We start from the raw sequence: 24731 nt of genomic DNA on the forward strand, positions 1-24731 counted from the left end.
AAAAGATGCTCTAGGGCTGTAATTCATGCTTATCTTTGTACTGATTCTCAGCGTCCATCAGCTCTCTATAAACAGGGAGATAAGCACTACTGTTTCCCTTTCAACGCATATTCAATATGAAATTAAGATAATTTATTTTTGAATCCTTTTAACTCTTCCATGAATTTATGGAACTCTGGAATATCCATTTGTTGTGCAGAATCAGATAATGCAACTGCTGGATCCGGATGTACCTCAGCCATTACTGCGTCTGCTCCAATTGCCAGTGCCGCTTTTGCAGTAGGTAATAATAAATCTCTGCGTCCTGTAGAATGTGTTACATCTACGACAACTGGTAAATGTGTTTCTTTCTTTAAAATTGGCACTGCTGAAATATCTAACGTATTACGCGTCGCTCTTTCGTATGTGCGGATACCACGCTCACATAGAATAATTTGATCATTCCCTTGCGCGATAATGTATTCAGCTGCATGAATGAATTCGTCAATTGTTGCTGCTAAACCACGTTTTAATAACACTGGTTTATTTACTTTACCTACAGCTCTTAGTAAATCGAAGTTTTGCATGTTTCGTGCTCCAACTTGAATGACATCAACGTAATCAAGAGCCATCTCTACATCGTTTGGATTTAAAATTTCACTAATAATCGCTAAATCGAATTCATCAGCTACTTGACGTAAAATTTGTAAGCCTTCAATCCCTAATCCTTGGAAGTCGTATGGTGATGTTCTCGGTTTGAAAGCACCACCGCGCATTAATTTTAATCCTTGTTCTTTCATCGCTTGCCCTACTTGGCGAACTTGCTCTAAGCTTTCTACAGCACAAGGCCCCATAATGAACGTTTGCTTTCCATTTCCTAATAATTCACCTTTTACATCAACAATTGTATTTTCTTTTTTCTTTTTACGTGAAACAAGTAACGCTTTACGATTGTCATCCTCCTGCAATTCTAAGCTTGCTTTGAAAATTGTTTTGAAAATGTGTTGAACTGTTGAAGTTTCGAATGGACCTTCATTATGCTCCGCAATCATATCCAGTACTTCACGCTCACGAACTGGATCAAAACGTTTCGTACCTTGCACTTGTTTTTGTTTTCCAATCTTTTGAACGATTTCTCCACGTTTATTTAACAGTTGTAATAATTGTAAATTGATTTCATCCACCTGTTTACGTAATTGTTCTAACTCATGATTTGCCATTTTAAAATCCTCCTTTTAATGTTCAAAACTATTTGAAGAGAATAAAAATTCCCTATTTTCTGAATTAAAATTCTATAAAAACTTATTGTGAGATCGATTCCGCCTTTTTTGTGTACAAAAAATCCCTACTGATCTACTCAGTAGGGACGATATTTATCGCGGTACCACCCTAGTTGTAGACTACTTTCGTCTACCTCTCTTCACTGTTAACGATCGTTTGACCGTCTTTCCCTTCATAAAGACTATCATCTTTACTACGAAAAAGATGCTCCAGGACTGTAATTCGCACTTGTTTTTGTACTGGTTCACACCAACCACCAGCTCTCTGTTACAGGGAAACAACTACTACTTCTTTTCCTTTCACTGCATGTAATATTCAATTTTCAAGTTGGACCACAAAAATACAAAAAGTCCCTACTGATCCAATCAGTAGGGACGATATTTATCGCGGTACCACCCTAGTTGTAGACTACTTTCATCTACCTCTCTTCACTGTTAACGATCATTTGACCGCTTTTCCTTCATAAAGAACATATATCTTTACTCGAAAAAGATGCTCCAAGACTGTAATTCATGAGTATCCCTGTACTGATTCACACCAACCATCAGCTCTCTGTTACAGTAAGATCTTCACTACTGTGATCTCTTCATTGCACTTTGTTTATTCAAATGTTTGTGAAATTGAATAAGTATGATTCGTATTATAGAATGCTTTTTAAAATACTGTCAATACTTTTTTAGTTATTTTTTTAAAATTCCACTCTTTCCCCACTATCAATCTTGTAAATTTGTCATCACAAGTCCAATACGAATCATTTCGTTTTGAATAGATATTAATAATTGTTTCTCCACTTGGTAATCTGTTAACAATTGTTTAATCTCAATGATTTCATTTTCAAAAGAATTTGCCTCATGAAGGTTTTGCAGTAGCGAAAAAAATAATTCACCATAGGTTTCCACATGATATTTCATGTTATTTTTCTTTTCCAAAATAACCAAAAATAGTTGTTTCATTTCCGCTTGGTCGTAACGTTCTGATATGGGAGAGAAACGAGTAAGAATTGTTTGTATTCCGTTTTCTGCAACTTCATCCATACATAATACAAAACGTAAAAACATGACATATTCTCTACCAGTTACAGAACTCATTTTTGGACGTTCCATTAAAAAACCAGCTAACCAAGCCTCCCAAAATTTTTGTTGTTCTCTTACGCTTAATGTTTTCACATAATAACATAAGTATTCCATAAACTTAATTTTGTCATTTTCCGTTTCCTGTATAAAAAGTGGATATAACCAATCGGCTCGTTGATCCCAATATAATACACATTTAATAAAAACAAAGCTGAGCCACTTTAAAAATACTTTCTTTGTATGTGGATGTAATACATATAAATGTTCGACTGCATATTTAATATATCGCTTTATCTCTGTAAATAGCGGTAAATTTATTTGTGTATAGCAAAGGCCTGACCATGCATATTTTATTACCTTATCTTGTTTTTTTAAGTCGAGATAAGGTAGCAAATTTTTTCTACACCATTGTTTCTCAATATGGTACAAAAATGTTATGTCTGCCGTTAATCGTGCAAGCATGAAATGTGTACTCTGTGACAACGTTCGCATTTGTTCTTCAAATAAAAACAAGTATTCGTGAATGTTCCGATCGTATAAGTGATCATATGCTAGCAGCTTTAATAATACTGACGTCATCTTTCCAATAGGATGTTGAATAGACTCATTATAAAAGTCATGTTCCCCTATCTTGAAATTCGGATCACTTTTCATTACTTGGGGAAATAAAGAAAAGGCAAAACGTTTCACAACACGTATACTATCCTCTTGAAATTCTTCTAATCGATTGCTGATTTCATAAAGAAAACTACTAATTAACCATTGAAAAGATGTATTCCTTACAAATTGTTGTAAGAGTGGAATAATTTTTTGTATCTGTTGATTAGTAAGCTTTCGATTATTCCCCCATGCCCTAATACAGACAAACCATACTTCATTACTTACCATACTTTCCCCTAATAATTGATAAGCAAGCGAAATACTCCACTCTGTATTCAATTTACATGCTTTTGATAACATTTCTAAAAAATGACGCTGTTCAAAAATACCGTCATGAGAAAAGAGCTTAACTTGTTTCATCATTTCATGCTCTTTCAATTGCAATAACCCATCAGCAGTTACGTTACATGTAATGCTTTGTACAGCATCCTCTACTCGCTTTTCACCATAACTCTCTGGGGAAAAATGCGGATGTTTTTGTTTCATTTTTTTATATGCTTGTACTGTACAATTACCATTCGGATCACATGTGTATAGTAAATCCATAACAAGACAAGCATCAAAAGCTCTCTCATTAACAAGGTGTTTCATCACCCTTTGTAACACCTCTTGTTTACTTTGTTCCGAAGCACAGGAATAATGCTTCTTTAAAAAATTAAATACTTCATGCCTATATGTAACATGTAAAAGTAAATTTTGTTCTAGCAACCATTTGACTTTTTCATCGTCAGTTGCAAATGAATTTCCACTCATTGCCTCTACCGCAATTCGTTTTTGTAATATACTATCTGTTTCAATCATTTGAGCGATATAGTAGTTTGCCTTTCTCTTATGATTCGCACATAAATATGCGAGGGATTCTTTTACAATACGAATTAAAAATGTAAAATCTTTTGGCTGTAAATCATGTTCAGAAAACTCGACTCTATTATATGTCACACCGTCCTTTTTCTCTAATGCAGCCTGTCTTAAAAATAACATTTGGATTTTTTCTAATCCCATAACCATAATTTGGTCAGCAAAATATGCGATATGCGGTTTCATTCTTTCATCCCAAATCTGTTGTACAAATGAAAATACAGGAACTGGCAAACGACTTGTTTCCTCTAATTCAATCGAATCCTGCATATCGTGTTCCCATCTTCTGACACGTTTTAATTTAATCTTTCCATCCAAAATAAACGCCAACAATAAGATGAAAATTTCTTTATGTTCAGGGAAAGAACATCTATGTAACAAATGTGAAACAAGTTCTATAGAACTGCTATTTTTTTCTGCTGTTTCTAGTAAAAGTAATGTCCATTTTGCAAATAATAGCGGTTCAACCTGCTCTTTTGTTTCGTTTAAATACGTACAAATGGTTCGCCATAACAAAGGAGAAATTTTTGAGTGATTTTTATAAATAAGCTGAAATAATTCTTTTTGATGACTAAAAAGAAATTGTTCGACAAGCCAATCGGCCAGCAATTCATCCTCTTCATTATGAATGGTGGAAAGTAAAAATAAATTTTGGAGTTTCCCTTCTGCCTCTAACCATTCTACCCACTCGTAATCACGAGCAAATTCTATAAAATACCGGAGTGTTTCGATCTTTTTTACTGATTGCTTTATATATGATAATTGCTCTTGTTCAACTGATGGTGGAACTGTCACAATATCACGAATCCGCATTCTTTTTGTAATATAGTTATCCCCCATTAATTCAGCCCAGCGCCTCACAGCTTGCACAAGTGCCTGATGATTGTTCACCTTATTTGGATAAACAATGGGGCGTACTCCCAAATGCTCCCAATGATATGTATTATCTCCTTGAGCAACAAATGCATAACGTCTTGTACTCGGTGGTAAACCTGTTGCTAAATATTTCATAACAGGATCATTATGGCTATATCCGATGAATAGTACCGTATAATTCGAAAATAAATCAACTAAAAATCTTCTTGCCCATCCCTCTGTTAAGTAAGCCCTTCCAAAATCACCGTCCGTTAATATTAAATTTTCTTTCTCCTGCTCTATATTGCCATGTATATATGCTAAACCTTTGAACGCTCTACCTGTTGGAAGTGCAGGTGCGTAATATATATTAATATCTCGATTCATTTGTCTAATTACACTTGTAAAATGTTGATCAAAATTTGTAGTGACGATGCGAACATCAATGTCATCTGAAAAAAGCCGCGGAATCGCATAGTGTAATGGATTCGGCTTTGAATCTTTCACATCAACAAGATCTTGTGCAACTTGATGTACATCTTTCGTCTTCGCAACTTTTCCAAGATAATAATCATGCGGTTCGTTTTTTTCACGCTTTTCAACGTATAAAGTTTCCGCAATTTCATCAACTAAATCATCGAAATTTGGTAAGTTTGATTTCCCTTTCATAGAAACCCCTGCTCCGACAAATAATACAAGCCTTCCTTGCTCAAGATTATCAAATAGTTCATCTGGAATTTCTACTTCTGAAGTAATCCACATCTGGATCCCCCCTTACCTAAAAATGTCATATACTCTCATTTTACTATAACATTTTTTGTTTATTTTTTTAATATTTCGACAAGATGTTTAACATGAAAAAAATTTTTTTACACTCATGTACATACATAAGGAATGTATGAACTTCTTGTTTTATACCAAAACTATGTAAAAACAGGAGGTGTGCACTGTGAGCAATTTTACTAATGTGCTTATCAAATTTATATCGTGTATCATTGCTTTTGCTATCGGACTTGATTTGTTTTTTGATGCAACAATTGTTGATGTTATTTCCTTTAGCCTGTTTGTAACAATCGTTTCCTATATGTTTGTTGATAAGATTCTATTGGAGCACATCGGCAATTCCGCCGCTATTATGGCCGACTTTTTGTTGACATATTTAAGCGTATGGATTTTCGGTAATATTTTATTGGACAATTATATGCAGATCGCATGGGGTAGTATTCTGTCCGCTATTCTCTTTACGTTATCTGAAGTATTTGTGCATCGCGCCTCTCATACGCATGAAAGACATAAAAATGAACGAATTAATATGAATGGTCGATTCGCGTATGGAACTGAGTTTGCTGAAGAACAAAACATCTTAGATAAAGATAAGAAAAAATAAGAAAAGAAGGATGTCACAATCTATATCATGACATCCTTCTTTTTCATAAACTTTTCTTTTGATAATATTGCTCCATAACAGATTGCGGAACCATTCCGCTACCTGCTGTCACTACTTCCTTTCAATTCGATTTTATACTTCTATCTTTATATTTTTGAAATCCACAACATCAGCAAATGCACCCAGTACTGCATTATGATGCTTAACAATTTCTTCCGCGCTCAATTGCTCCGAGTCAAATGTACTATGTGCATCGCGAATCAAAGTTACTTTATATCCTTCACTAAAAGCTCTGCGAGTTGTTGTGTCCACACAATATTCTGTTTGCATTCCTGATATAATTACATGTTCGATTTCCTTATCTTCTAATACTTTACGAAGATTTGTTTTATGGAAAGAATCTGGTGTTTCTTTTTCGATAATGGTATCACCATCTTTCGGTGCAATGTCAGAATGAATATTCCAGGCCGGTTTTCCTTTTTCGAAAGGATGACCTTTAGGCCCATTATGCTGTACATATATAACAGGAATCTCATTTGAACGACATTTTTGAATTAATTCTTGTAAGGTTTCTAATAATTTCTGTCCATTATGTACTGGTCCATTTGCAGTATACATACCTTCTTGAACATCTATTACTACCAAAGCTTTCTTCATCACACATCGCTCCCTTTTTTTCTATACTCCATCATCCAGCAATCTTCTAATTTCCCTTCGTGTAACTCATGTGCTTTTAATCTTTTCACCTTTTGAAATCCACATTTTTCATAACACCGAATGGCACGTTCGTTACTTACTCTTGGATCCATTGCAATTGCTTCTGCCCCTAATTCGTTGATGATATATGTAATTGTAGCTTGGACGAGTTCTGTACCAATTCCTCTATTCCAATATGTTGGTTCACCAATAAATTGGTCCATGCCCCATATATCCTGATTTTCTCTATATCCATATAACTTGTTCCATTCTGATTCTATCGGGTACATTTGCACATAACCAATTTGTTCTCCTGCATATTCTACTAGACACCTTTTTTCATCACTCTTTGGATTTTGGATAAAATGCATACGTACTTTTTCTGGAGATTGCGGATTATCTCTGCCTTCGTAATACTGTAAAACTTCAGGATTTGTTAACCATTTTGAAATTGTATTCACATCTTCTTCTATAACATATCTAATCGATACATCCCCTTTTTGAAATAACATATTTCACCTCTTTATTCATAGCCTTATAATATTCTATACTCATTGAATTAAGTCCTCTTATTAGACAGTGAATACGATACACCGCCTTGTCATCATACCTTCGTATAAGTTTCACCTCAAAAAATACTACTATTGCTGGATGTTATAAAACCTTTACTTTAGTAATCTATAGATATCAAACCAACATAGGAGGAATAAAAATGTCTAAAGGTTATGATTCAAAAGAGCAGCAACAAGAAGAAATACATGCAATCCAACAAACGATCACCGAAATGGAAATTGCATTTAATACACATGATGCGAATGAATTAGATCGACACTTCACCTTAAATGCCACATGGGTCAATGTGCTTGGCAAGCGGCTTTCAGGTTGGAAGCAAATCAATAAGACGCACAAAGTTCTTTTATCAGGACCTCTTCGTAATTCATACGCTCGTTATACAATTGAAAGCATTAATTTCATACGTTTCGACGTAGCTATCACACATATTAGACAATATCCAACAACCTCTGACGGGACAATAATAGAAAATGAGCAAGGCAGTCTTGCTGTTTATGTGATGGTCAAAGAAAAGGAAGCGTGGAAAATTGCTGCCGGGCAAAATACGCTCATTCAATAATACTTCACATATCCCCTATTTGAACTGGAGGTTACGACTCATGTCGCACGTAAATCTGAAAAAAATAACTTCTACAAACTGGCGAGAAGCTCTAAACCTTTCTGTAAATATTGAGCAACAAAAATTCGTTTCTGAAGTTACACCAACTGTTGCTATTGCACTTGCAAAAGCGTATATTAAGCCAGATGATAGAATGATTGAACCTTTTGGAATTTATCATAACGAGAAAATAGTTGGTTTCTTTAAACTACATTACGAACCGGATTGTCAAAAGGACTTTTGGCTATTTCATTTTTTTATCGACAAAAGATATCAAAGAAAAGGATTTGGGGGCGCGGCAATGAAAGTGTTAATTAACCATATAAAAACCATTCATCCATCTTGCCATCGCATTCGCTTAACTGTGCACCCTGAAAATGATTCGGGTCAAAAATTCTATTCAAATCTTGGGTTTACCGATGATGAAATTCTCACATACGGTGAACAAACCTATTCCTTGTACCTCTAGAATTTTTTTATCTTAGCATGATAACGAACAAAGAGTGCCATGAAAAGTTCTAAAGACACTCTTTGTTCGTGTGAAGTACTATAGGTTATATCGGACTGTCTTAAAATCTCAAATACCAATATATTGCAACTTCATCACTTTGCTCATTTATCCCTTTATATACAAGAAAATCAAAGCCCCCTATAACAAATCCACAACTCTCATAAAAGTTGCATGCTCTAACGTTATTGCATTGTGTCTCCAGCATGATTCCTGGCATTTCACAAGCTTGCGCCCATTGCTTTGCTCGCTCAATTAATTTTCTACCTACTCCAAGCTGTCTAAACTGCTTATCTACTGTTATATCTTCCACGTAAGCAAAACCATTCCAATTCCTCTTTAATATAATCATTCCAATTATTTGGTGATTCATAACCGCCAAAAAGATTATTTGATCTGGATTATTAACATATTCACTATAGTCTATCTCATCCCCTTTATATATATCGTCTGAATAATTTTTCTCATAGCTTGGTATTTCTTGCACTGTGTATTCTATTTGTTGATTTATAGCTCCTAATGAAAGAACTAGCTTAGAGTCAACCGTAAAACTATCATCAATTTCAGGAAATTCATTCAAATCTTCTAATTCTAGTTTCCTAATAACAATGTCCATCTTTCTCTCCTCTAAGTAAAATATAATATATTCCCCATACTAAATATTTATAGCGATTCCTGCAATGAATAAACTAACAATTATGAGAAAAGGCGGACCAATCATTGCACCTCTTAGATGCATCTTATCATTGTTATACCCCTTCATTCCTTCAGTACTTGAAATAACAACAAACCTCAGATTAATCTGGCAAAGTATAAACCAATCTATAAATGTAAATAGAAACCACCTAAGAACTGTCTAGCGACACAAAAGCATCAACTGTTTTTGTGAACAGATAACGACTAATGTTAAGTTAACGTAATAATAAAACAGTAAATCAAAAAAGATGTAATATTCATGAAACAAACTCCTTTTCAAGTTTCTCTCATTGAATTATTACATCGATTGTTTAAGTCCCTATAGTACAAAATTGCACATCTATCTTATTTGATTTTTCAACCCTGTTAAAAGCTATGGATTAAAGAATTCTGCCTGAGAAACTTCCTTAAAGCTACTGATTGCAAAAGTCAAATCATATCCATTCCATTCATAATTTTTTCAGTTCCTTTAAAATAAAGTTTTCTCGGTGTATTCATCTATTCTGCTCGCATTGGTTAACAATTTTTTGATTTTGATTAATTGCGTTACTAAGCTTCACCCATGTGTCAGTAATTTAATTTATTCTAATAAATGCCGTTTACTACTCCTTTATATAAAAATACTTTGTTTTTACAAATAATACGCAAACATTTTTGCAACCTTTTCTTTCATTTTTTCTTTTATCGATAATTGATTGACGTCAGAGGATGTTACTTGCTTTGAATTTTGTAAATCTGCATGAATGACTGGCTTTATTTTCGAAATATAGTCAGGGTCATGGATATAACAGTTCATTTCTTCATTTAAATGAAACGAGCGCGAATCAAAATTCACGGTCCCAACCATCAATATTTTTTCATCAATCAAAAATACTTTACCGTGTAACACTCCCTTTTTATAACCATATACTTCCATTTCCTGTTTTAATGCTTTTCGGATATATGGATACGCTGCTTCTTTCACTAACAGTGCATCCGAATGAGGTGAGAACAGAATTTTGACACGGACTCCCCTCTTTCTTGCATCTACTAATGCATTCCAAATCGTTTTGTCTTTTGGTATAAAATAAGGCGTTAATATAATGATGGACTTTTTTGCTTGTTGAAACAGCATTGCATAATCTTGTCCAAGTTTTTCTCCGCTATAATATGCAGTAAATCGATGCGAGGTTGCTCCCTTTTCCTTTATCGCGCTGTGTTTCGGAATCGGTTTCTCTGAGTTTTTCTTCCAGTCTAACACAAATTGGTTTTCTAGATCTCGAACGCCTTCTCCTCGTATTTGAAGGTGATAATCTCTCCAGTAACCAAGTTTTTCTTTTTCCCCCAAATACTTCTTGCCAATGTTAAATCCGCCAATGTACCCTATCTTTCCATCAATAACTGAAATACGACGATGATTCCGATGATCCAAAGAAGAAGAAAGATAAGGGAAAGCAGGCTTATTGTAATATGTAAAATGCACTCCTTGTTTAACTAATAATTCTCTTTCCTTTTTCTTTAGTAAAATTCCACCTAGCCTGTCCAACGCATAGTATACTTCTACACCTTCCTGACTTTTTTGCCTCAATAACTCTAGAAACTGATGACTTACTTTATCATCAGCAATAGAGAAAAAGTTAATATGCACGTAATGTTTTGCTTTCTTTATATCTGAGAATAATTGATTGTTTAACTGTTTCCCGTCTGTATACATAGTAATATCACTTTGACGAATAGGGTATTGGCTAGGCTGCTGGCCAAATCTCCCACTTTTTTCAGCTGCTGTTCTGTCAATTTCATCCCACACAAGCAAAACAAAACATACCCCGATAAATACAAAGAGGAGTACCAGGAAAGTTTTCCCTATCTTTTTCAACATATTTAATCTCCTTTATATCTTATCGTTTTCTTTCTGTTAGTTTTTGTTATCGGTACAAAACTATTCCATACCCATCCATGAATCTAATCTTCACCATAGAATATATAAATAAATTACGTTCTTACATGGTAGATTTTTCTTATGAATATTCTATTCACGTTAAGTTAACATAACACCACTTAACGGTATTCCATGTAGCTATTAGCTAAAAAAATCCTCCCTCAAATAATTAACTGTAAAATTTCTCATTCACATAACCCTAAAATTGGAAATCGTACTATAATAACAAAATAGGCATTCTATATTTTGAAGCACATTTACAAGGAGGAAATACTACATGACAGTAAGCACTAAACTTAAACAAACTATCGCTGGATTAAAGAGTGCTCAAGCATGCCTAGAAGGATTTGTTCTTGATACTGATAACCAGCAAGCAAAACAATTATATAAAGGTGCAGCACAACAAACTCAAGAGATTATTGAATCTTTAAATCCTCGTCTTCAGCAAATTGAACAAGAAGAGCCTCAGTACAAGTAATAACGTAATACCTTTCACATAGAATATCTTCTACATGGAAGAGTGCTCAGCTTAGATAACGATTATTAAAATGATGATTACAATTAAAATCAAGATAAGAAAAGTAAGTATCCCAAAACAAAAAAATGTACATTTTCATCTAGAGATGTACATTTTTTCGTTTTAAGTGTGTTATAAAATTCTTAAGTTGATGGAGAGGCAAATCCTTTATATCACAATAAAGCTAAACACTTTGAATCTTATTTTATTACTTTTGAATCTGAAGCACGTCTTGAAATTATGCGGAAGAAAGGAATAGAAGATAAACCTAATCCCAATATAATTGGATATGCTCATTTGTTTTTTTCTGTTGGTAGTGAAGAAAATGTGAATCAACTAATCAAAACATTAAAAGAAGCTGGATATCCTGTATTAAATGGACCACGTTTCACTGGAGATGGCTATTACGAGAGCATAATAAGTGATCTGGAAGGAAATCATATCGAGATAACCCTCTAGCATCATACTTATATTATTAGATATTTAAATTATGAAATAAAATAAAAACCGTTCAATAATTTTGAACGGTCTTACTATCTCATTCTTTAAAAAAGTTTGATCATTACAGAAATGCTGGTTCTGTCGTTTTCCTTAATGACAATACCGGTCTACTAACCCCTTTAGATGTTCTATGTTTTCTGAAGATGAATTTTCTGATAATCTAGCCCCAGCAATAATAGGAGCCCACTCCAAAACTTCATTCCTTGATAAGCCAGTATTATTGCAATATATACGTAAATACATTTCAGCTAACTCGACTGAAGACTGCGCATACAATAAATATGTTCTGTATACATCTGCACGAATATCTCCCGCGCTAGCATCTACCCAATCAATAATTTTCACGTTATCATGACTCATGATCAAATTAAATGGATGAAAATCTCCATGACATAGCCTAGGTTCAATTACCATTGAATCCAATTTTCTTAACAATTTCTCCTTTTGTTCCTCATCTAGATTGTATACTGATTCAATCTGGCGATGTAGCTTTGCTGACATCGGTTCAAGTAAATCTGAATTAACAACAACAGCATGCATCTTTTGTTGTATATCGACACAAATACTTATGTAATGCTCCGCCCGTTCCATATGATTTATCAAAAGTTCACCAACTGTTTGCCCTTTTACATATTCCATTATAATTGCTTGCCTACCCTTTATTTCTGTAACTTCAAATACCTGAGGGACGTTAAGTCCACATGAATAAGCGTATTCTTGTTTCTTTGCCTCGTATAAAGATTCTGTATTTGGAAAGTGTTCTTTAAACACTTTTACAATTTTATAATCACAAAGATATATCTTTGCTGTATTTCCAATAGCTATTGGCTTACCTAGGTTCAATTATTTTCTCTCCTTAAGATAAATTACAATAATGCCTTACACTTCATCTAATACATTCGATGTAATTATATTGAAAGCCTCCCCTCTTATATTAAACTCTGAATTTTTTAATACCCATATTTCGTTAGCGAAACAGGTGATCGATTAACAATACATACAGTAGAAGGATCAAATCTTGGTTCTTTTATTTTTTCCTATCGATCAGAGACCAATAAAAAAGACCCTGTAAAACAGGATCTAAATAAACTTTAAAACATCGTGTCAATATTTCAAATCGATTTATGCTCTTAATTATTTTTTCTCCATAATTGCAAAATAACTTTTCTCGTGATCAGCAAAATTAAATGCTCTTCCAGACGGCATATTTACAATTTCTCCGACTGTAATTTCTTTCTCTACAAACTCTTTATGTAACTTATCGATATCTTCAGTGAAAAATAACATGGATGGCGTACTTAAATTTAATTCAGGCTGCATCTTCGCAATTAATTCCTTATTATGTAGAACAATACTCGTTTCCGCTTTCTCCGTTGGCGCAATTTCAATCCATCTAAATCCTTGACCATTATTTTCATCAGCAACTAAGTGGAAACCTACTTTTTCTGTCCAAAATTGCACAGCCTCATCTTGATTATTTACATATAACATAATTTGACCAACTTTATGAATCATCAGCTTCTCTTCCCTTCTTCTACTTCAGTTGTATTCAGTATATACGAACTAGCGTTCTTTTTGAAGTGCTTTTATGCTAAACTTTCACTTCACACATTTTTACACACTGATTTTCTCGCTCTCTTCATATCTTGAGATGAGTTTTAGTATTTAAATAATAGCCAACCTACTATCCCTTAACATAATAATATTATGTAAACTATATTGTTATATTCTCTCTTCACTTTAACCTATATATCTTAACTTGTTACAGGAGCATGAAATGTTGCTCCTTTTGGATGGATTGGTTTCTACTTTTCCTTTTCTCCTCCGTTGTTAGTGTAAAATGATAATAATGTTATTTAATTTTACAAGCTCAAACAAGCATAACCCCGTTCTAAATTTAGGACGGGGTTAAACATATAGTTGTTTAATTTTTGACGTAATATAATTTACTACACTAAAAATATAACAATAAAGTCGTTTGAAATTCTAAGTTTTATTCAACAATAGCTTACTTTAACAGAAGAACCGATTTCAACATAATCTTAACAGACATTAATATTGTTCTTCCGTTACTGCCCCCCATTTGTCCTAGTGACTGAGGAGATTACCATAGACCGCAAAGCACCGTGTTATCAATGATTCTCTTAATTCGAATGCTCTTCTTTTATGATTTAAATGTAATGAATTATAGTATTTCTATATACCCTTCTGCTCCATTCACCCTGATCCTTTGTCCATCCTTGATCAACTTCGTAGCATTCTCCACACCTACAACTGCTGGAAGACCGTATTCTCTGGCAATGACAGAACCATGGGTCATCAAACCACCTACTTCCGTAACCAAGCCTTTGATAGATACAAACAGCGGTGTCCAGCTAGGGTCGGTAAAGGCGGTAACCAATATATCTCCCTCTTCTAAATTCGCATTTTCCATATTTAAGATGACACGTGCTCTTCCTTCGATAATACCGGAAGAAACAGGTAGGCCTGCAATAGCATTAGGTGGAATATATTCCCGTTTGTACTCACCTGCAATGATTTCACCATCAGACGTGATAACACATGGGGGAGTTAGTTTTTCATATAATTTGTACTCGTCTTTTCTTTTGCTGATGATCTGGTAATCTAGTTGATTTGTGCGTACAACTTCGCGAAGTTCTTCAAAAGTGAGATAGTATATATCTTCTTTTTCATGAATAACATTGACTTGCACGAGTTGTTCGGCTTCTTTCAGTAAAGCCTGCTTATAAGCGAAGTAGCGATTAATCATGGCGTATTTTGGATATTCACGATAACCGATGAAATCCCGGATTAGGCTGATCATTCGTTTTGTCTTTTTAGCTTTTTGTTTACCACCCGGTAATTCTTTCAATTGATCTAATAACTCTTGTTCCTTTTTCCAAGCTTCCTGTCGCCCTTGCTCGAATTTCCAATTGCTAGCATTCGGCTCAAAGTTTTTAATGTTACCGAGAATCATGGGGACAAGTGTACTTGGCTTTTCACTCCAACGAGTTTTAGTAATATCAATTTCTCCACTACATCGCATTCCGTATTTATTGAGATAAGAATAGATAGCGTCTCTGGTTTTTTGTCCCCCTTCAAACTTAACCAGTTCATCCAAAAAGTTATCATCTTTTACATGTTGTAAATAAGCAATTACTTCTGGATAAGGACGAATCACATCTGCGACATCCAATAATGCTAGACCCATTTCCGAAGTAATATTGTTTGGTACAGATTGAGAAAGCGTGTCTGCTACGTTTTTTTCACCTAACCACTTCTCCATTTTTTTATTGATCCATGATGAAGCATCCATAGCTGCCATAATTACACCCAAACTCTGCGGATTAAATAATATCTTCTTTAATTGCTGGATATCTTCTAGAATAAAATTAAATAAATTTGATCCTGATTTCGTTTGAATGTTTTGTTTTAACTCTTCTATCGATGTTTGATTACTCTTAATCAAATCAGTAACGATCGTCGGATTGTTTTCGATTTGTGTTAGAAAATCCACAGGTTTACCATTATTACTTTGACTGGAACTTTGTATTTTTTCATCATCTGGTAACGATTTTATAAATTTTTTTCGCTTGACTACGGTCATAAGTGCGTCTTTGATGAGCGGATTGGATTGTCCCATGACATTTAATAAATTTTTTCTACTGACAGGCGAAGCCAGATTATGTGTGACATCAACAAATAACCTTCCACCAGCTGCATGCATGGGTGGATGAGCTGTTAACTGAAATAAAGACATCCCCAATGGTTTCATGGGGTCAGTCATCATTTGTTGATGACCGACAGATACATAGACGTGATTTTCTTGATCACTCACTTCAGGGATGGGGTATAAAGTAGTGATTGGCCGGCTCTGAACAATATATAATATATCATCAACCAAACACCATTCGATATCTTGTGGGCAACCAAAATAAGCTTCGATCTGGCTTCCTATACGTGCTAGTTGTAATATTTGTTGTTCAGTAAGTGTTTGGCTTTTTTGCTGATTGGGTTCTATTTGCTGTGTTTCTGTGCCTCCTTCTTTTAAGGCGTAGATTGCTAGTTTTTTGGTTGCAATCATTTTATTGATAATCTTTTCTTCTTGCACCTTATAGCAATCGGCAGATACCAAGCCGGAGACAAGGGCCTCTCCTAGTCCAAAGCTAGCATCGATAGATAGTAGCTTTCGATTGGAAGTAATCGGATCAGCAGTAAATAAAATTCCTGAAGCCTGCGGGAACACCATCCGTTGAATGATAACGGATATATACACTTGACTGTGGTCAAATCCGTTTTGCATACGGTAAATCACGGCACGATCTGTAAATAGGGAAGCCCAACATTTGCTGATGTGCTGTAAAATGGCTTCTTTTCCGATGATATTTAAATAGGTGTCTTGCTGGCCGGCAAATGAGGCATGTGGTAAATCTTCAGCAGTTGCACTGGAACGCACTGCATAAGCATGTTCATCGCCAAACTGGGAGAGATAGTAAGTAACAGCTTTCACAACATCGAAAGGAATCTCTACTTCCATAATGATTTTCCGAATTTCCCTGCTGATTTCACCAATTTGATTTCGATCCTCTACTTTTAGTAGTACTAGTTGATCCAGCAATACGTGGAACGCTTCGTTTTGTTCGAGGGCTTTTTGATAGGCTTCTGTCGTAACACAAAATCCTTCTGGCACTTGTATTCCATGAATCTTCGATAGTTCCGCCAAATTCATTCCTTTGCCACCGACCAAGATTTGTCTCGTTTTATCGATCTCCCGAAACTCTAGTACATAGGGTTTCATTTCCTTCCCTCCCATCTATCGCTCAATACTAAGACGAATTATATGAAAAAATTGTTCATCTGATCAACTAATTACGCTGTCCACTCGTTCTTGCTCCTGATGAAGTTCTATATTCATATCAAACACTCCTTTAAAAAAATTGCTTTGTTAAATTATATTATTGAAACCATTAGTAGGTAATACTTATGTCTCCAATAGAATAGAGTACCGAAATGAACATCACCAATTAAACCTGCCGATTTACGCAGGGGAAAACCCTCCAAACAATCGTTCACACATTGCAGAACGTTCATTTGATTCACTCAAATATCTACAGAATTCTTTAACAAAACCTTTTTATTATAATTGCTTGCTTTCTCAATATGTATATATATTAGATGTGTTAAAATCAAAAACAACGGCATGATTTTTCAAAAAAAGGAAGGTGAACAATAATGAACAGAAACCTTATATGGTTGGCATTGATTTTAAGTTTACTGGTAGTTGTGCCGTTTAATTGGCATCTCGGCATTACTTCGTTAGTTGTAGTATTTATTAATATGATCACTAAATTTTCTTTATATTTCATAGGGATATTATCCGCTCTACACCTTATACAATATTTAAAACGAAAATCTAAATACGAAAAACAAATACTTGAACTTTTAAAAGAAATTAAGGAGAGTACAAAAAAGGATTGAGCCCTGTACAATACAGGATCCAATCCTTATTAGCTGCTTAGAATATTTGTCTAACTTTTTGGATTCACTTTAAATCATGGATTTTTTTAATTGTCCACGATTCGAGGTACAGTCTAAATATTAAGAAATTGGGCTTTTTTTGTTACCTCATTAAAGCGTCCTATAATTGAATAACTGATGGTTTTCTTACAGAAAGTTTACGAAATTCATAGTAAATTAGTAAAGTAAAGAAGAGAATATCCAAATTAATATTCTCTTCTTTAGGTTTATCCGTTTAAAAAGAAGGCAAGTTATCTAAGTTATTTTCTTTAATACCGTCAGGTTCACTACGTATAATATCCCTGCCATACTTATGAAATACGTCCACATGAGCTAACTTCCCTGATTTTGCTTCATCAAGAGCAGTAATATAATCTAATTCTCTTCCACTACTTGTTTTAAAAGCAATAATATCATCCTCATCATTTTTACGAACTGCAACAATTTGTTCTACTCCTGAATCGACTTCCTCAACTACTTCCAATTGAGCTTGGTCTTCCCCTTGTTGTAAGTAATCATTATAAATTTTTTGAAAGTCTTTTTTATCCATAAAACCCACCTCCAAACATTTTATTAATATGTTCGGATGCTATTAGTTTTATGTACTGTGATCCTTAAGAAAATGAATTTTTTTACAGTTTTTCACATTTCCATTCTATAAATGCGAACCTATTCCACTTTTTCAGCTCGTATTCAAATCGAACACAATTTTTGCTATAGAACTGCGCCCGATAGTTGAAGAATGAAATTAAAACGTTTCCCTAAGTGGATCTATTCTCAAATTCAAATTTAGCTATCTGTGCAAAGTTTAGACCCTTAGCGAGCCACGAAAACCCCTAACGGCATAGTAAGATTCTGCTCCATTGTGATACACGAAGACGTGCCCAAAGCGATAATCGCAAAAAAGGGCACCGCCGAGTTCTCTAATATCAGAAGGTGTTTGCACCCAACTTGACGTTTTCTTATCGAAATTTTCAAGATTCTGCAACGCCCGATATTGTTCTTCCGTTAATAGTTCAATACCCATGGCACTTGCCATATCAATAGCGTTATTTTCTGGTTTATGTTTTTTTCTTGACTCTAGTCCCTCAAGATCGTAACAAACACTTCTGCGGCCTTTAGGACTTTCCGCTGAACAATCATAAAAAATGTATTCGCCCTTCTCTATATCATGCCCAACAACATCCGGTTCGCCGCCAGTTCTTTCCATTTCATTGAGCGACCACAGTTTTTCAGTATTAGCATCCAGCTTTGCTTGGACTTTAGCCCATTCAAGGCCTTTATGGCGATTCATGTTTTTCTCAAAACGAACTTTCAATACTTCAAGTAATTCTTCACGTTGTTCTAGTGACAATTCCTTTTTATTGTTAATTTCATTTCTCTTTGTCATGTTAGGTCCCCCCTTATTATTTATACTCATATTAATTTCAGTATATATAAATAATTATTTTATAATAAATCATTTAAATGATTGTGTGAATTCAGTTTACAATGGATTATAGGATTTAGTAAATCCATTTCTCCACAATCCTGCCCATATGCGGAGGAACGTTAGCTATTATAATAATGTCTGGGTAATAATAAGTAAGTTATCGTTGCTTATTAAAAAAGCAAGGCCCGATTGGCCCTGCTTGTTATTTGACTATTACTTTTCCATCCATTCCTTTCTGGAAATGGTACCGACATATCAGTTCGTATGTACCGGTTTCATTCGGTTTCACGGTAATTGTTTTTTCTTTTCCCGGTTGAATTTCGGCGTCAATTTTGAGCTTCTCTACAGTGAAGGTGTGCTCTTTTTTACCTTGGTTTTTCAATATCAACGTTGTCGTTCTTCCAATCGGAATAGTGATGACATTCGGATTAAAGTAATCATCGTTCAACTCGACCTCAATCATTTCCACTGACTCAACAGGCTGCGTTACGACGCTGGATTCGGCAAATACACTGAGTGAGCCTGTATTTGTCACAACTATAAATACCGCAAGCAAAATGACCGATCCAGTTAACCACTTTTTCACAGACATTCGCAATCCTCCCTTTCCTAAGCACTATTGTTTTCCAATTCATAAAATATTATTACTATAAATGAGGTACAACGTGCTTCAAATAGTAACTCTTTCATCTGAAACAGTGACAAAGAAAAAAATCAACTCTTATAACGACTTTCTACAATCCATTCTTCTTCACTTAACCTTCACCATTAGTTTAAGTGTAATACTTCATATTCAAACAAAATATTTTTTATCATCTCTTTCATCTAGTTACCTTTTTAACTAAATGGTACAACGAGTATTTCCTAGTGATATTTATTGTATTTTATCTTTGGAATGTGCAATATTATGAATTCCCATTCAAACGATAGATTAGTTGCACAACGCCAGAGGAGAACGTTCTTGTATGAATCATCTTTAAATTCACTCTCTGTTTTATATCAATAAACAACGGTTTTCCTTCTCCCAAAATAACAGGGTGAACGGATAATCTAAATTCATCAACAAGCTCTAAATTGATAAAAGTTGTAATAAGACTTGCTCCACCATATAGCCAGATGTCTTTACCAGGCTTATTCTTTAATTTATTTACTTCTTCAATAATATTATCATTTATGAATATTACTTTATGATCGGTCCCTTTTTGCGTTCTAGAAAACACATATTTTTCTTTACTATGAACTAATTCCCAAATTTCTTTTTCAGTATCAGTATCTTCAATTTCTGGAGTAAATTGTCCCCATAAATCGTAGCTTTTTCTTCCATATAAAATAGTATCAATTTGATTTAAGAAATTAATAAACTCCATATCAGAGTCCATGATACACCAATCAACTTCCCCATTTTTCCCTTCAATAAAACCATCTAAAGTAACTGCTAAATCTAAAATGACTCTTCTTAGCCTTACGTTATTGGACATAATTCTTCCTCCCTTTAATCATTTAGATATTGTTTCCTTAACTATGTATGCTGCTTTTCATTCCCAGTTCATCTTCAAATATATAACCCTCTTATGGAATAACATGACTGATGTTTTTAAACATCTGTATTGTAAATATAACGATTTTATTTGTATGTAAACAATTTTAACAACTGTAAATATTTTAAAAGATAAAAAACAACCGTTTACAGTATACAAATAGTGCTAGTATCAAGAGTAATTTTTTACTTCCCCTTAGGATAGCACTATACTACATTAACATAACTAATAAAAAAGAAATCATATTATAATATTGAATATATTATTACGAAGTTTAAATCTTAATTTTAAGGAGGCGTTGTCGATGCAAAAGAAAATAGTATTCTTTGGACTTAAATATGAGGGAATAACGCTTCACTAGCCTAAAAACTGCGTGGTTCTATCACTAGAAAGGGGTATCATATTGAACAAAATAACTTTAAAACCCATTGATAAAAGTAATTGGGAGGAAGCTACTAGATTATCAGTGAAAGAAGAACAAAGTACATTTCTTGCCTCTAATCTTTATTCTATCGCACAGGTTCAATTTTTAGATAACTTCTACGCAAATGGTATATATCTTGATAATAAATTAATAGGGTTTACAATGTTTGGTATAGACGCTAATGATAACAATTTTTGGATTTATAGGCTTATGATTGATAAAGAATATCAAGGAAAAGGGTTAGGTATACAGGCTATATTTCTCATTATTGAAAAGATAAGAAGCATTAATAATAAAAATATTCCTCTAATTATGATTGGCTATAATCCTAAAAATCTTTCGGCGAAACTAGCTTATAAGAAGGCTGGATTTATTGAAACTGAATTATCATCTTGGGGTGAACAACTGGCGAAATTCATCTTTTGAACTCTAAAATACTTACCTTTTTCATGAAGGTTGATGAGTTAGTAGGAACGCATTATGCTACGAAGTTTAAGAATTCTATAATTTAGTTACCAAATCATTTAAAATACTACTAGAAAGGGTGAACCGTATTGATTCGAGGTATCATTTTACATATCCCTTGTCACAGAAAATCTGAAAGGAGTTTTCTTAAACTACAAAAATACATACCTTTATGTGCACGATGCACAGGTATATTGATTGGTTTCTTTATGTTTCCAATTTATTTTTTAATAACACCTTCGTATACGCTATCATTAGCACTATCCTTCTCTGCTCAAATTCCATTATTCATCGATGGATTTACCCAAAAATGGAAATGGAGAAGTAGCACAAATTTACTAAGAGTAACTACTGGTATCTTAAGCGGTAATGGTATGGGACTACTTATCTCATCTAGTATCATATGGATTCTATCCTAAATCTATTTTACATCGACGGAGGTATTTACATGTTCTGGATCTATTCAATTCTAATTCTCATTTCCGGTGGCAGTGGAATTGGTTTTATCTTTCATGAAAAGTATACAGAAGCAATAGTAGCTTTTGTTATTTGTTTACTATTTATCGGATTGCTAAATTTTCATCTTAAGAGAAACCCCAAAAAGAGAAATTTGGATTGTGGCACTTTAGATTGTGCCGATTGTTCAGATTTTGATTGTGATTGCAAAGATTAAATGTAAACTTGAAATAAAGTTGCGGTATGGGACAGTCTCGTTCATAAATTAGTGGAAGTAGCAGTTTTAACTGGCAGGGAAAATTATCGTATTTCCAATGAACATTGTTCAGCCTATCGGGAAAAACAAAAAATTCTCATCTTAAATTCTAAAACGATGTTGAGATCCCCCCCTTCATTAACAGGGTTGTTTGTGGAATGGAGTTCATCGAAACAATCCAACTTTTTTATAAAACAGAAAGTTGATCCAAAAAGAAATGAAACCATTTTGATGAAGAGTTTATCAATACCTAATTGAACTACCCCCACCTACCGTTACGTGCTTGAGGTAGGGGTCTTCTCGCTAAATATGATAAATAATTTTAAGAACATTACATATTTTATATGACTAATAATAATGTCCTTTCTTATTCCAGAATCGCGCCCTTTTCTGGAACAACAACATTTTCTTTTAATGATTTTTCATCCACTCTGACTTATTCAATATATAATGATTATATAGTTCGTTTTCTATCGTCTGTTGACTCAGATAAGTAAATCCACATTTTTCAATTACTTTATTTGATGAAATGTTGTTAATTAAAGCTACTGCATTAATGACTTCCAAATTTGTATTTGTAAACAAATAGTCAATCAATCTTTTAGACGCTTTAGTAGCGTAACCTTTCTTTTGATATTCACTTGAAATAGCATACATAATTTCTCTATTCGGTAAAGGAAGCTCATCTTTTATGCCCGTACAGCACCAACCAATAAATTCATCTGTTTCCTTAATAAATACCCCTAGTTTTAAAAAATGACCATCTATGTTTGATGTATTTACAGCGGCATCAAGAAACGCTTTATTTGCTGGTATTTCGTAATTGGTAACCCAATCAATCCGCTGTTCTTTTGTTGATTTCCAGTCTGGCAAAAAATTAAATATTTCTGGTTGGTTTGATATTCTGTGAATACTATCTGCATCTTCAATTGAAAACTCTTGAAGATAAATATCTCTACAATCTATCCTAAATAATTTTTCTGGTGTTTTATGTTTCATAACTTTTCCCCTTGTATTTTTTTCACTTCAACTATTTGAATAATCTAGTTCTATTAAACCCTTTTCACCCAGTATAACTTACAAATTCAAGATAAACCTTCAATTTCCTCTTTCCCCTAACAATCTGGCCCTTTAAAAAACTAACATGACTGACGTTTTTTAATGTATTGTAGTGTTTGCAAAATAAACTATTATCACTAAAATGGCTAAAAAATAACTAATTTCGATTAAAAAGCAGTCTTTTTGGCATTTTAATCGACTTAGGGAAATGAATAAACGATTGTTACTTGTTCGAGCAATAGCACCGCATTATCTTAATAACTTCCTCTTTTTAAATCAGTACACCTTATGTAAAACTCAAACATCACTGAATAATAATCAACGAACAAAGGATAAACATGTAGCAATATGAACAACTTCTTTAATAACAAAATCAACTTCCTCGTTGTCTTTAATTACAAATAAATAATCTGCTTCACCTTCTACTGGATCAGTTACATCTTCTTGTAGAGATTCAGTCTGTTGTCGATCAAGCACTTCTTCAAAATTAGAATAAGCACCCCTAAATATATTGGTACTTCGCCTACTTTGAGTAACTCGTTCAAGAAGAACATCATCAGGAATATCAAAATAAACCAAAATACGGATAAACTCATCTTTATTAAATAACTCTTCAAGCAAGTACACTCGTCCATTTCGACTTCGATTTGAGTTGCAAATAAATAAGATTTAAATCATTGTGTTCTTTTGCATAATCGACAATTAGCTTTGAGAGGGCATGCTTAAGAGTATTAGGCCCTAGTTTCGGTTGTAAGTTCTTATAAAAAGTGTTTATAAATTCAGCGTGGTTATCTTGGTCCATAACAAAACAGTTATTTAACTCTTTTTCTAGAGCTCTTGCAAATGTAGTTTTCCCACTATGGGTTTTACCTACTGTAATAATTACTAACCTTTTCATAGCTTCAACCTCCATTATTAAATGATCATTTTGTTACAACTTTGAAATAAAAATACATTAGAATTAAAAGCACTGCTTTATTAAGATGAAAATATAGGACTCAGATGAAGATACAATTTATTTGTTATCATCACTTGAGTTTCATTTTAGATATCTATTGTATCCTTTTCTTAATATAGTAATAGTCCATTCTGCTGCATCTCTCTGTAATTTTTTTGATTTGAAAATACAAGTTATAATAAGTAAGCGGGGAATTATAATTCGAAAATAAAAAGACAACTAATGATGATGTGCACCCCAATTGTTAGACACACTTAACAATTGGAGGTGCACTTTTTTATGAGTAAGTTTTCTTCTAAAGAAAAACTACAAATAGTAAAACAATATTTTGATGGGGTAGATGGCGGGAAAAGAATCGCTAAATCTCTAGGGATTCATTCTAGTATAATTTATCAGTGGATTAAACAATATGAGGCCTTTGGGGAAAAAGCTTTTGAAAAGCGCTATACAACTTATTCGCTTCAGTATAAACTAGATGTGCTTAATTATATGGAGAAACAAGGGACATCTATGAGAGAAACGGCGG

23 protein-coding genes, 3 pseudogenes and 3 other annotated features (1 of these 29 only partly in view) are annotated in these 24731 nt (G+C 33.8%); of the genes and pseudogenes, 10 read left to right on the plus strand and 16 right to left on the minus strand.

All coding sequences use genetic code 11. The annotated features are described in order from the left end of the window. Positions 1-113 (minus strand) — a binding site (T-box leader) (it extends 122 nt beyond the left edge of the window). A gap of 9 nt (positions 114-122) precedes the next feature. Both BLV40_RS11255 and BLV40_RS11265 read right to left on the minus strand, forming a co-directional pair. Continuing rightward, a complete protein-coding gene (locus BLV40_RS11255; RefSeq protein ID WP_026591109.1) occupies positions 123-1199 on the minus strand; it encodes a bifunctional 3-deoxy-7-phosphoheptulonate synthase/chorismate mutase in 1077 nt (358 codons plus the stop codon). Positions 1200-1338: 139 nt separating this feature from the next. Continuing rightward, positions 1339-1572: a binding site (T-box leader), on the minus strand. A 55-nt stretch (positions 1573-1627) separates the two neighbouring features. Then, positions 1628-1859: a binding site (T-box leader), on the minus strand. Positions 1860-1973: 114 nt separating this feature from the next. Further along, positions 1974-5468 (minus strand): DUF4020 domain-containing protein, encoded by a 3495-nt coding sequence (locus tag BLV40_RS11265; protein WP_090689872.1) that lies wholly within the window; start codon positions 5466-5468, stop codon positions 1974-1976. A gap of 187 nt (positions 5469-5655) precedes the next feature. Between BLV40_RS11265 and BLV40_RS11270 the strand changes: the two genes are divergently transcribed. Continuing rightward, positions 5656-6093: a YndM family protein gene (locus BLV40_RS11270; protein WP_026591111.1), complete on the plus strand. Its 438-nt coding sequence runs from the start codon at positions 5656-5658 to the stop codon at positions 6091-6093. A 132-nt stretch (positions 6094-6225) separates the two neighbouring features. On the opposite strand, the gene BLV40_RS11275 is transcribed toward BLV40_RS11270, so the two are convergent. Both BLV40_RS11275 and BLV40_RS11280 read right to left on the minus strand, forming a co-directional pair. Continuing rightward, positions 6226-6750, minus strand: coding sequence for a cysteine hydrolase family protein (locus BLV40_RS11275; RefSeq protein WP_026591112.1), 525 nt, complete (start codon positions 6748-6750; stop codon positions 6226-6228). Continuing rightward, a complete protein-coding gene (locus BLV40_RS11280) occupies positions 6750-7301 on the minus strand; it encodes a GNAT family N-acetyltransferase (protein WP_090689875.1) in 552 nt (183 codons plus the stop codon). Before BLV40_RS11280 ends, BLV40_RS11275 begins: the two co-directional genes overlap by 1 nt. Positions 7302-7501: 200 nt before the next feature. Here BLV40_RS11280 and BLV40_RS11285 point away from each other — a divergent pair, with 200 nt between their 5' ends. Next, complete coding sequence (locus tag BLV40_RS11285; protein WP_090689878.1) at positions 7502-7921, plus strand: SgcJ/EcaC family oxidoreductase; 420 nt, start codon at positions 7502-7504, stop codon at positions 7919-7921. 40 nt (positions 7922-7961) lie between these two features. Next, a complete protein-coding gene (locus BLV40_RS11290; protein WP_090689881.1) occupies positions 7962-8429 on the plus strand; it encodes a GNAT family N-acetyltransferase in 468 nt (155 codons plus the stop codon). 100 nt (positions 8430-8529) lie between these two features. Here BLV40_RS11290 and BLV40_RS11295 read toward each other — a convergent pair whose 3' ends face one another. From BLV40_RS11295 to BLV40_RS11305, 3 genes and pseudogenes are all read right to left on the minus strand, one after another. Next, positions 8530-9084 carry a GNAT family N-acetyltransferase gene (locus BLV40_RS11295; RefSeq protein ID WP_026591115.1) on the minus strand — a complete coding sequence of 185 codons (555 nt, stop codon included), beginning with the start codon at positions 9082-9084 and terminating at the stop codon, positions 8530-8532. Positions 9085-9123: 39 nt separating this feature from the next. After that, positions 9124-9294 (minus strand): annotated as a pseudogene (locus tag BLV40_RS29295) (nitroreductase); the annotation flags it as partial. Positions 9295-9795: 501 nt separating this feature from the next. Then, the gene (locus tag BLV40_RS11305) at positions 9796-11022 is read right to left on the minus strand and encodes a phospholipase D-like domain-containing protein (RefSeq protein ID WP_090689884.1); all 1227 of its coding nucleotides are present in this window, start codon (positions 11020-11022) and stop codon (positions 9796-9798) included. A gap of 337 nt (positions 11023-11359) precedes the next feature. Here BLV40_RS11305 and BLV40_RS11310 point away from each other — a divergent pair, with 337 nt between their 5' ends. Together BLV40_RS11310 and BLV40_RS11315 are read left to right on the plus strand one after the other, a co-directional pair. Then, positions 11360-11560, plus strand: a complete 201-nt coding sequence (locus BLV40_RS11310) for a DUF1657 domain-containing protein (protein WP_003198197.1) — start codon at positions 11360-11362, stop codon at positions 11558-11560. A gap of 189 nt (positions 11561-11749) precedes the next feature. Continuing rightward, a pseudogene (locus BLV40_RS11315) lies at positions 11750-12058 on the plus strand (VOC family protein); the annotation flags it as partial. A 132-nt stretch (positions 12059-12190) separates the two neighbouring features. Here BLV40_RS11315 and BLV40_RS11320 read toward each other — a convergent pair. From BLV40_RS11320 to BLV40_RS11355, 7 genes are all read right to left on the minus strand, one after another. After that, on the minus strand, positions 12191-12943 hold the full coding sequence (locus BLV40_RS11320; RefSeq protein ID WP_090689887.1) for an aminoglycoside phosphotransferase family protein: 753 nt from the start codon (positions 12941-12943) through the stop codon (positions 12191-12193). Positions 12944-13234: 291 nt separating this feature from the next. After that, a complete protein-coding gene (locus BLV40_RS11325) occupies positions 13235-13615 on the minus strand; it encodes a VOC family protein (RefSeq protein ID WP_090689891.1) in 381 nt (126 codons plus the stop codon). 670 nt (positions 13616-14285) lie between these two features. Next, entirely contained in the window at positions 14286-16898 is a 2613-nt protein-coding gene (gene ppsA / locus BLV40_RS11330; RefSeq protein ID WP_090689894.1) for a phosphoenolpyruvate synthase, read from the minus strand. A gap of 954 nt (positions 16899-17852) precedes the next feature. Next, positions 17853-18167 (minus strand): DUF3892 domain-containing protein, encoded by a 315-nt coding sequence (locus tag BLV40_RS11340; RefSeq protein ID WP_090689898.1) that lies wholly within the window; start codon positions 18165-18167, stop codon positions 17853-17855. 258 nt (positions 18168-18425) lie between these two features. Beyond that, on the minus strand, positions 18426-19007 hold the full coding sequence (locus tag BLV40_RS11345) for a DUF4256 domain-containing protein (protein ID WP_026591122.1): 582 nt from the start codon (positions 19005-19007) through the stop codon (positions 18426-18428). A 244-nt stretch (positions 19008-19251) separates the two neighbouring features. Further along, entirely contained in the window at positions 19252-19641 is a 390-nt protein-coding gene (locus BLV40_RS11350) for a cupredoxin domain-containing protein (RefSeq protein ID WP_090689901.1), read from the minus strand. Between the two features lie 313 nt (positions 19642-19954). Further along, complete coding sequence (locus tag BLV40_RS11355; RefSeq protein WP_090689905.1) at positions 19955-20527, minus strand: dihydrofolate reductase family protein; 573 nt, start codon at positions 20525-20527, stop codon at positions 19955-19957. A gap of 463 nt (positions 20528-20990) precedes the next feature. Here BLV40_RS11355 and BLV40_RS11360 point away from each other — a divergent pair, with 463 nt between their 5' ends. From BLV40_RS11360 to BLV40_RS28875, 4 genes are all read left to right on the plus strand, one after another. Next, positions 20991-21437, plus strand: coding sequence for a GNAT family N-acetyltransferase (locus tag BLV40_RS11360; RefSeq protein ID WP_026591125.1), 447 nt, complete (start codon positions 20991-20993; stop codon positions 21435-21437). 128 nt (positions 21438-21565) lie between these two features. Further along, positions 21566-21895, plus strand: coding sequence for a DUF2085 domain-containing protein (locus BLV40_RS11365; protein ID WP_081810981.1), 330 nt, complete (start codon positions 21566-21568; stop codon positions 21893-21895). 29 nt (positions 21896-21924) lie between these two features. Continuing rightward, complete coding sequence (locus BLV40_RS11370; protein ID WP_026591126.1) at positions 21925-22149, plus strand: hypothetical protein; 225 nt, start codon at positions 21925-21927, stop codon at positions 22147-22149. Between the two features lie 51 nt (positions 22150-22200). Next, positions 22201-22446, plus strand: a complete 246-nt coding sequence (locus BLV40_RS28875) for a hypothetical protein (RefSeq protein ID WP_211482114.1) — start codon at positions 22201-22203, stop codon at positions 22444-22446. Positions 22447-22599: 153 nt separating this feature from the next. Here BLV40_RS28875 and BLV40_RS11380 read toward each other — a convergent pair whose 3' ends face one another. Together BLV40_RS11380 and BLV40_RS11385 are read right to left on the minus strand one after the other, a co-directional pair. Beyond that, on the minus strand, positions 22600-23187 hold the full coding sequence (locus BLV40_RS11380; protein ID WP_090689909.1) for a GNAT family N-acetyltransferase: 588 nt from the start codon (positions 23185-23187) through the stop codon (positions 22600-22602). 378 nt (positions 23188-23565) lie between these two features. Then, positions 23566-24145 (minus strand): annotated as a pseudogene (locus BLV40_RS11385) (ATP-binding protein). A 339-nt stretch (positions 24146-24484) separates the two neighbouring features. Here BLV40_RS11385 and BLV40_RS11390 point away from each other — a divergent pair. Then, a partial coding sequence (locus BLV40_RS11390; RefSeq protein ID WP_139265517.1) for a helix-turn-helix domain-containing protein occupies positions 24485-24731 on the plus strand: 247 nt, incomplete at its 3' end.

This window comes from Bacillus sp. 166amftsu (genome assembly GCF_900107445.1).
GTDB lineage: Bacteria > Bacillota > Bacilli > Bacillales > Bacillaceae_G > Bacillus_A > Bacillus_A arachidis.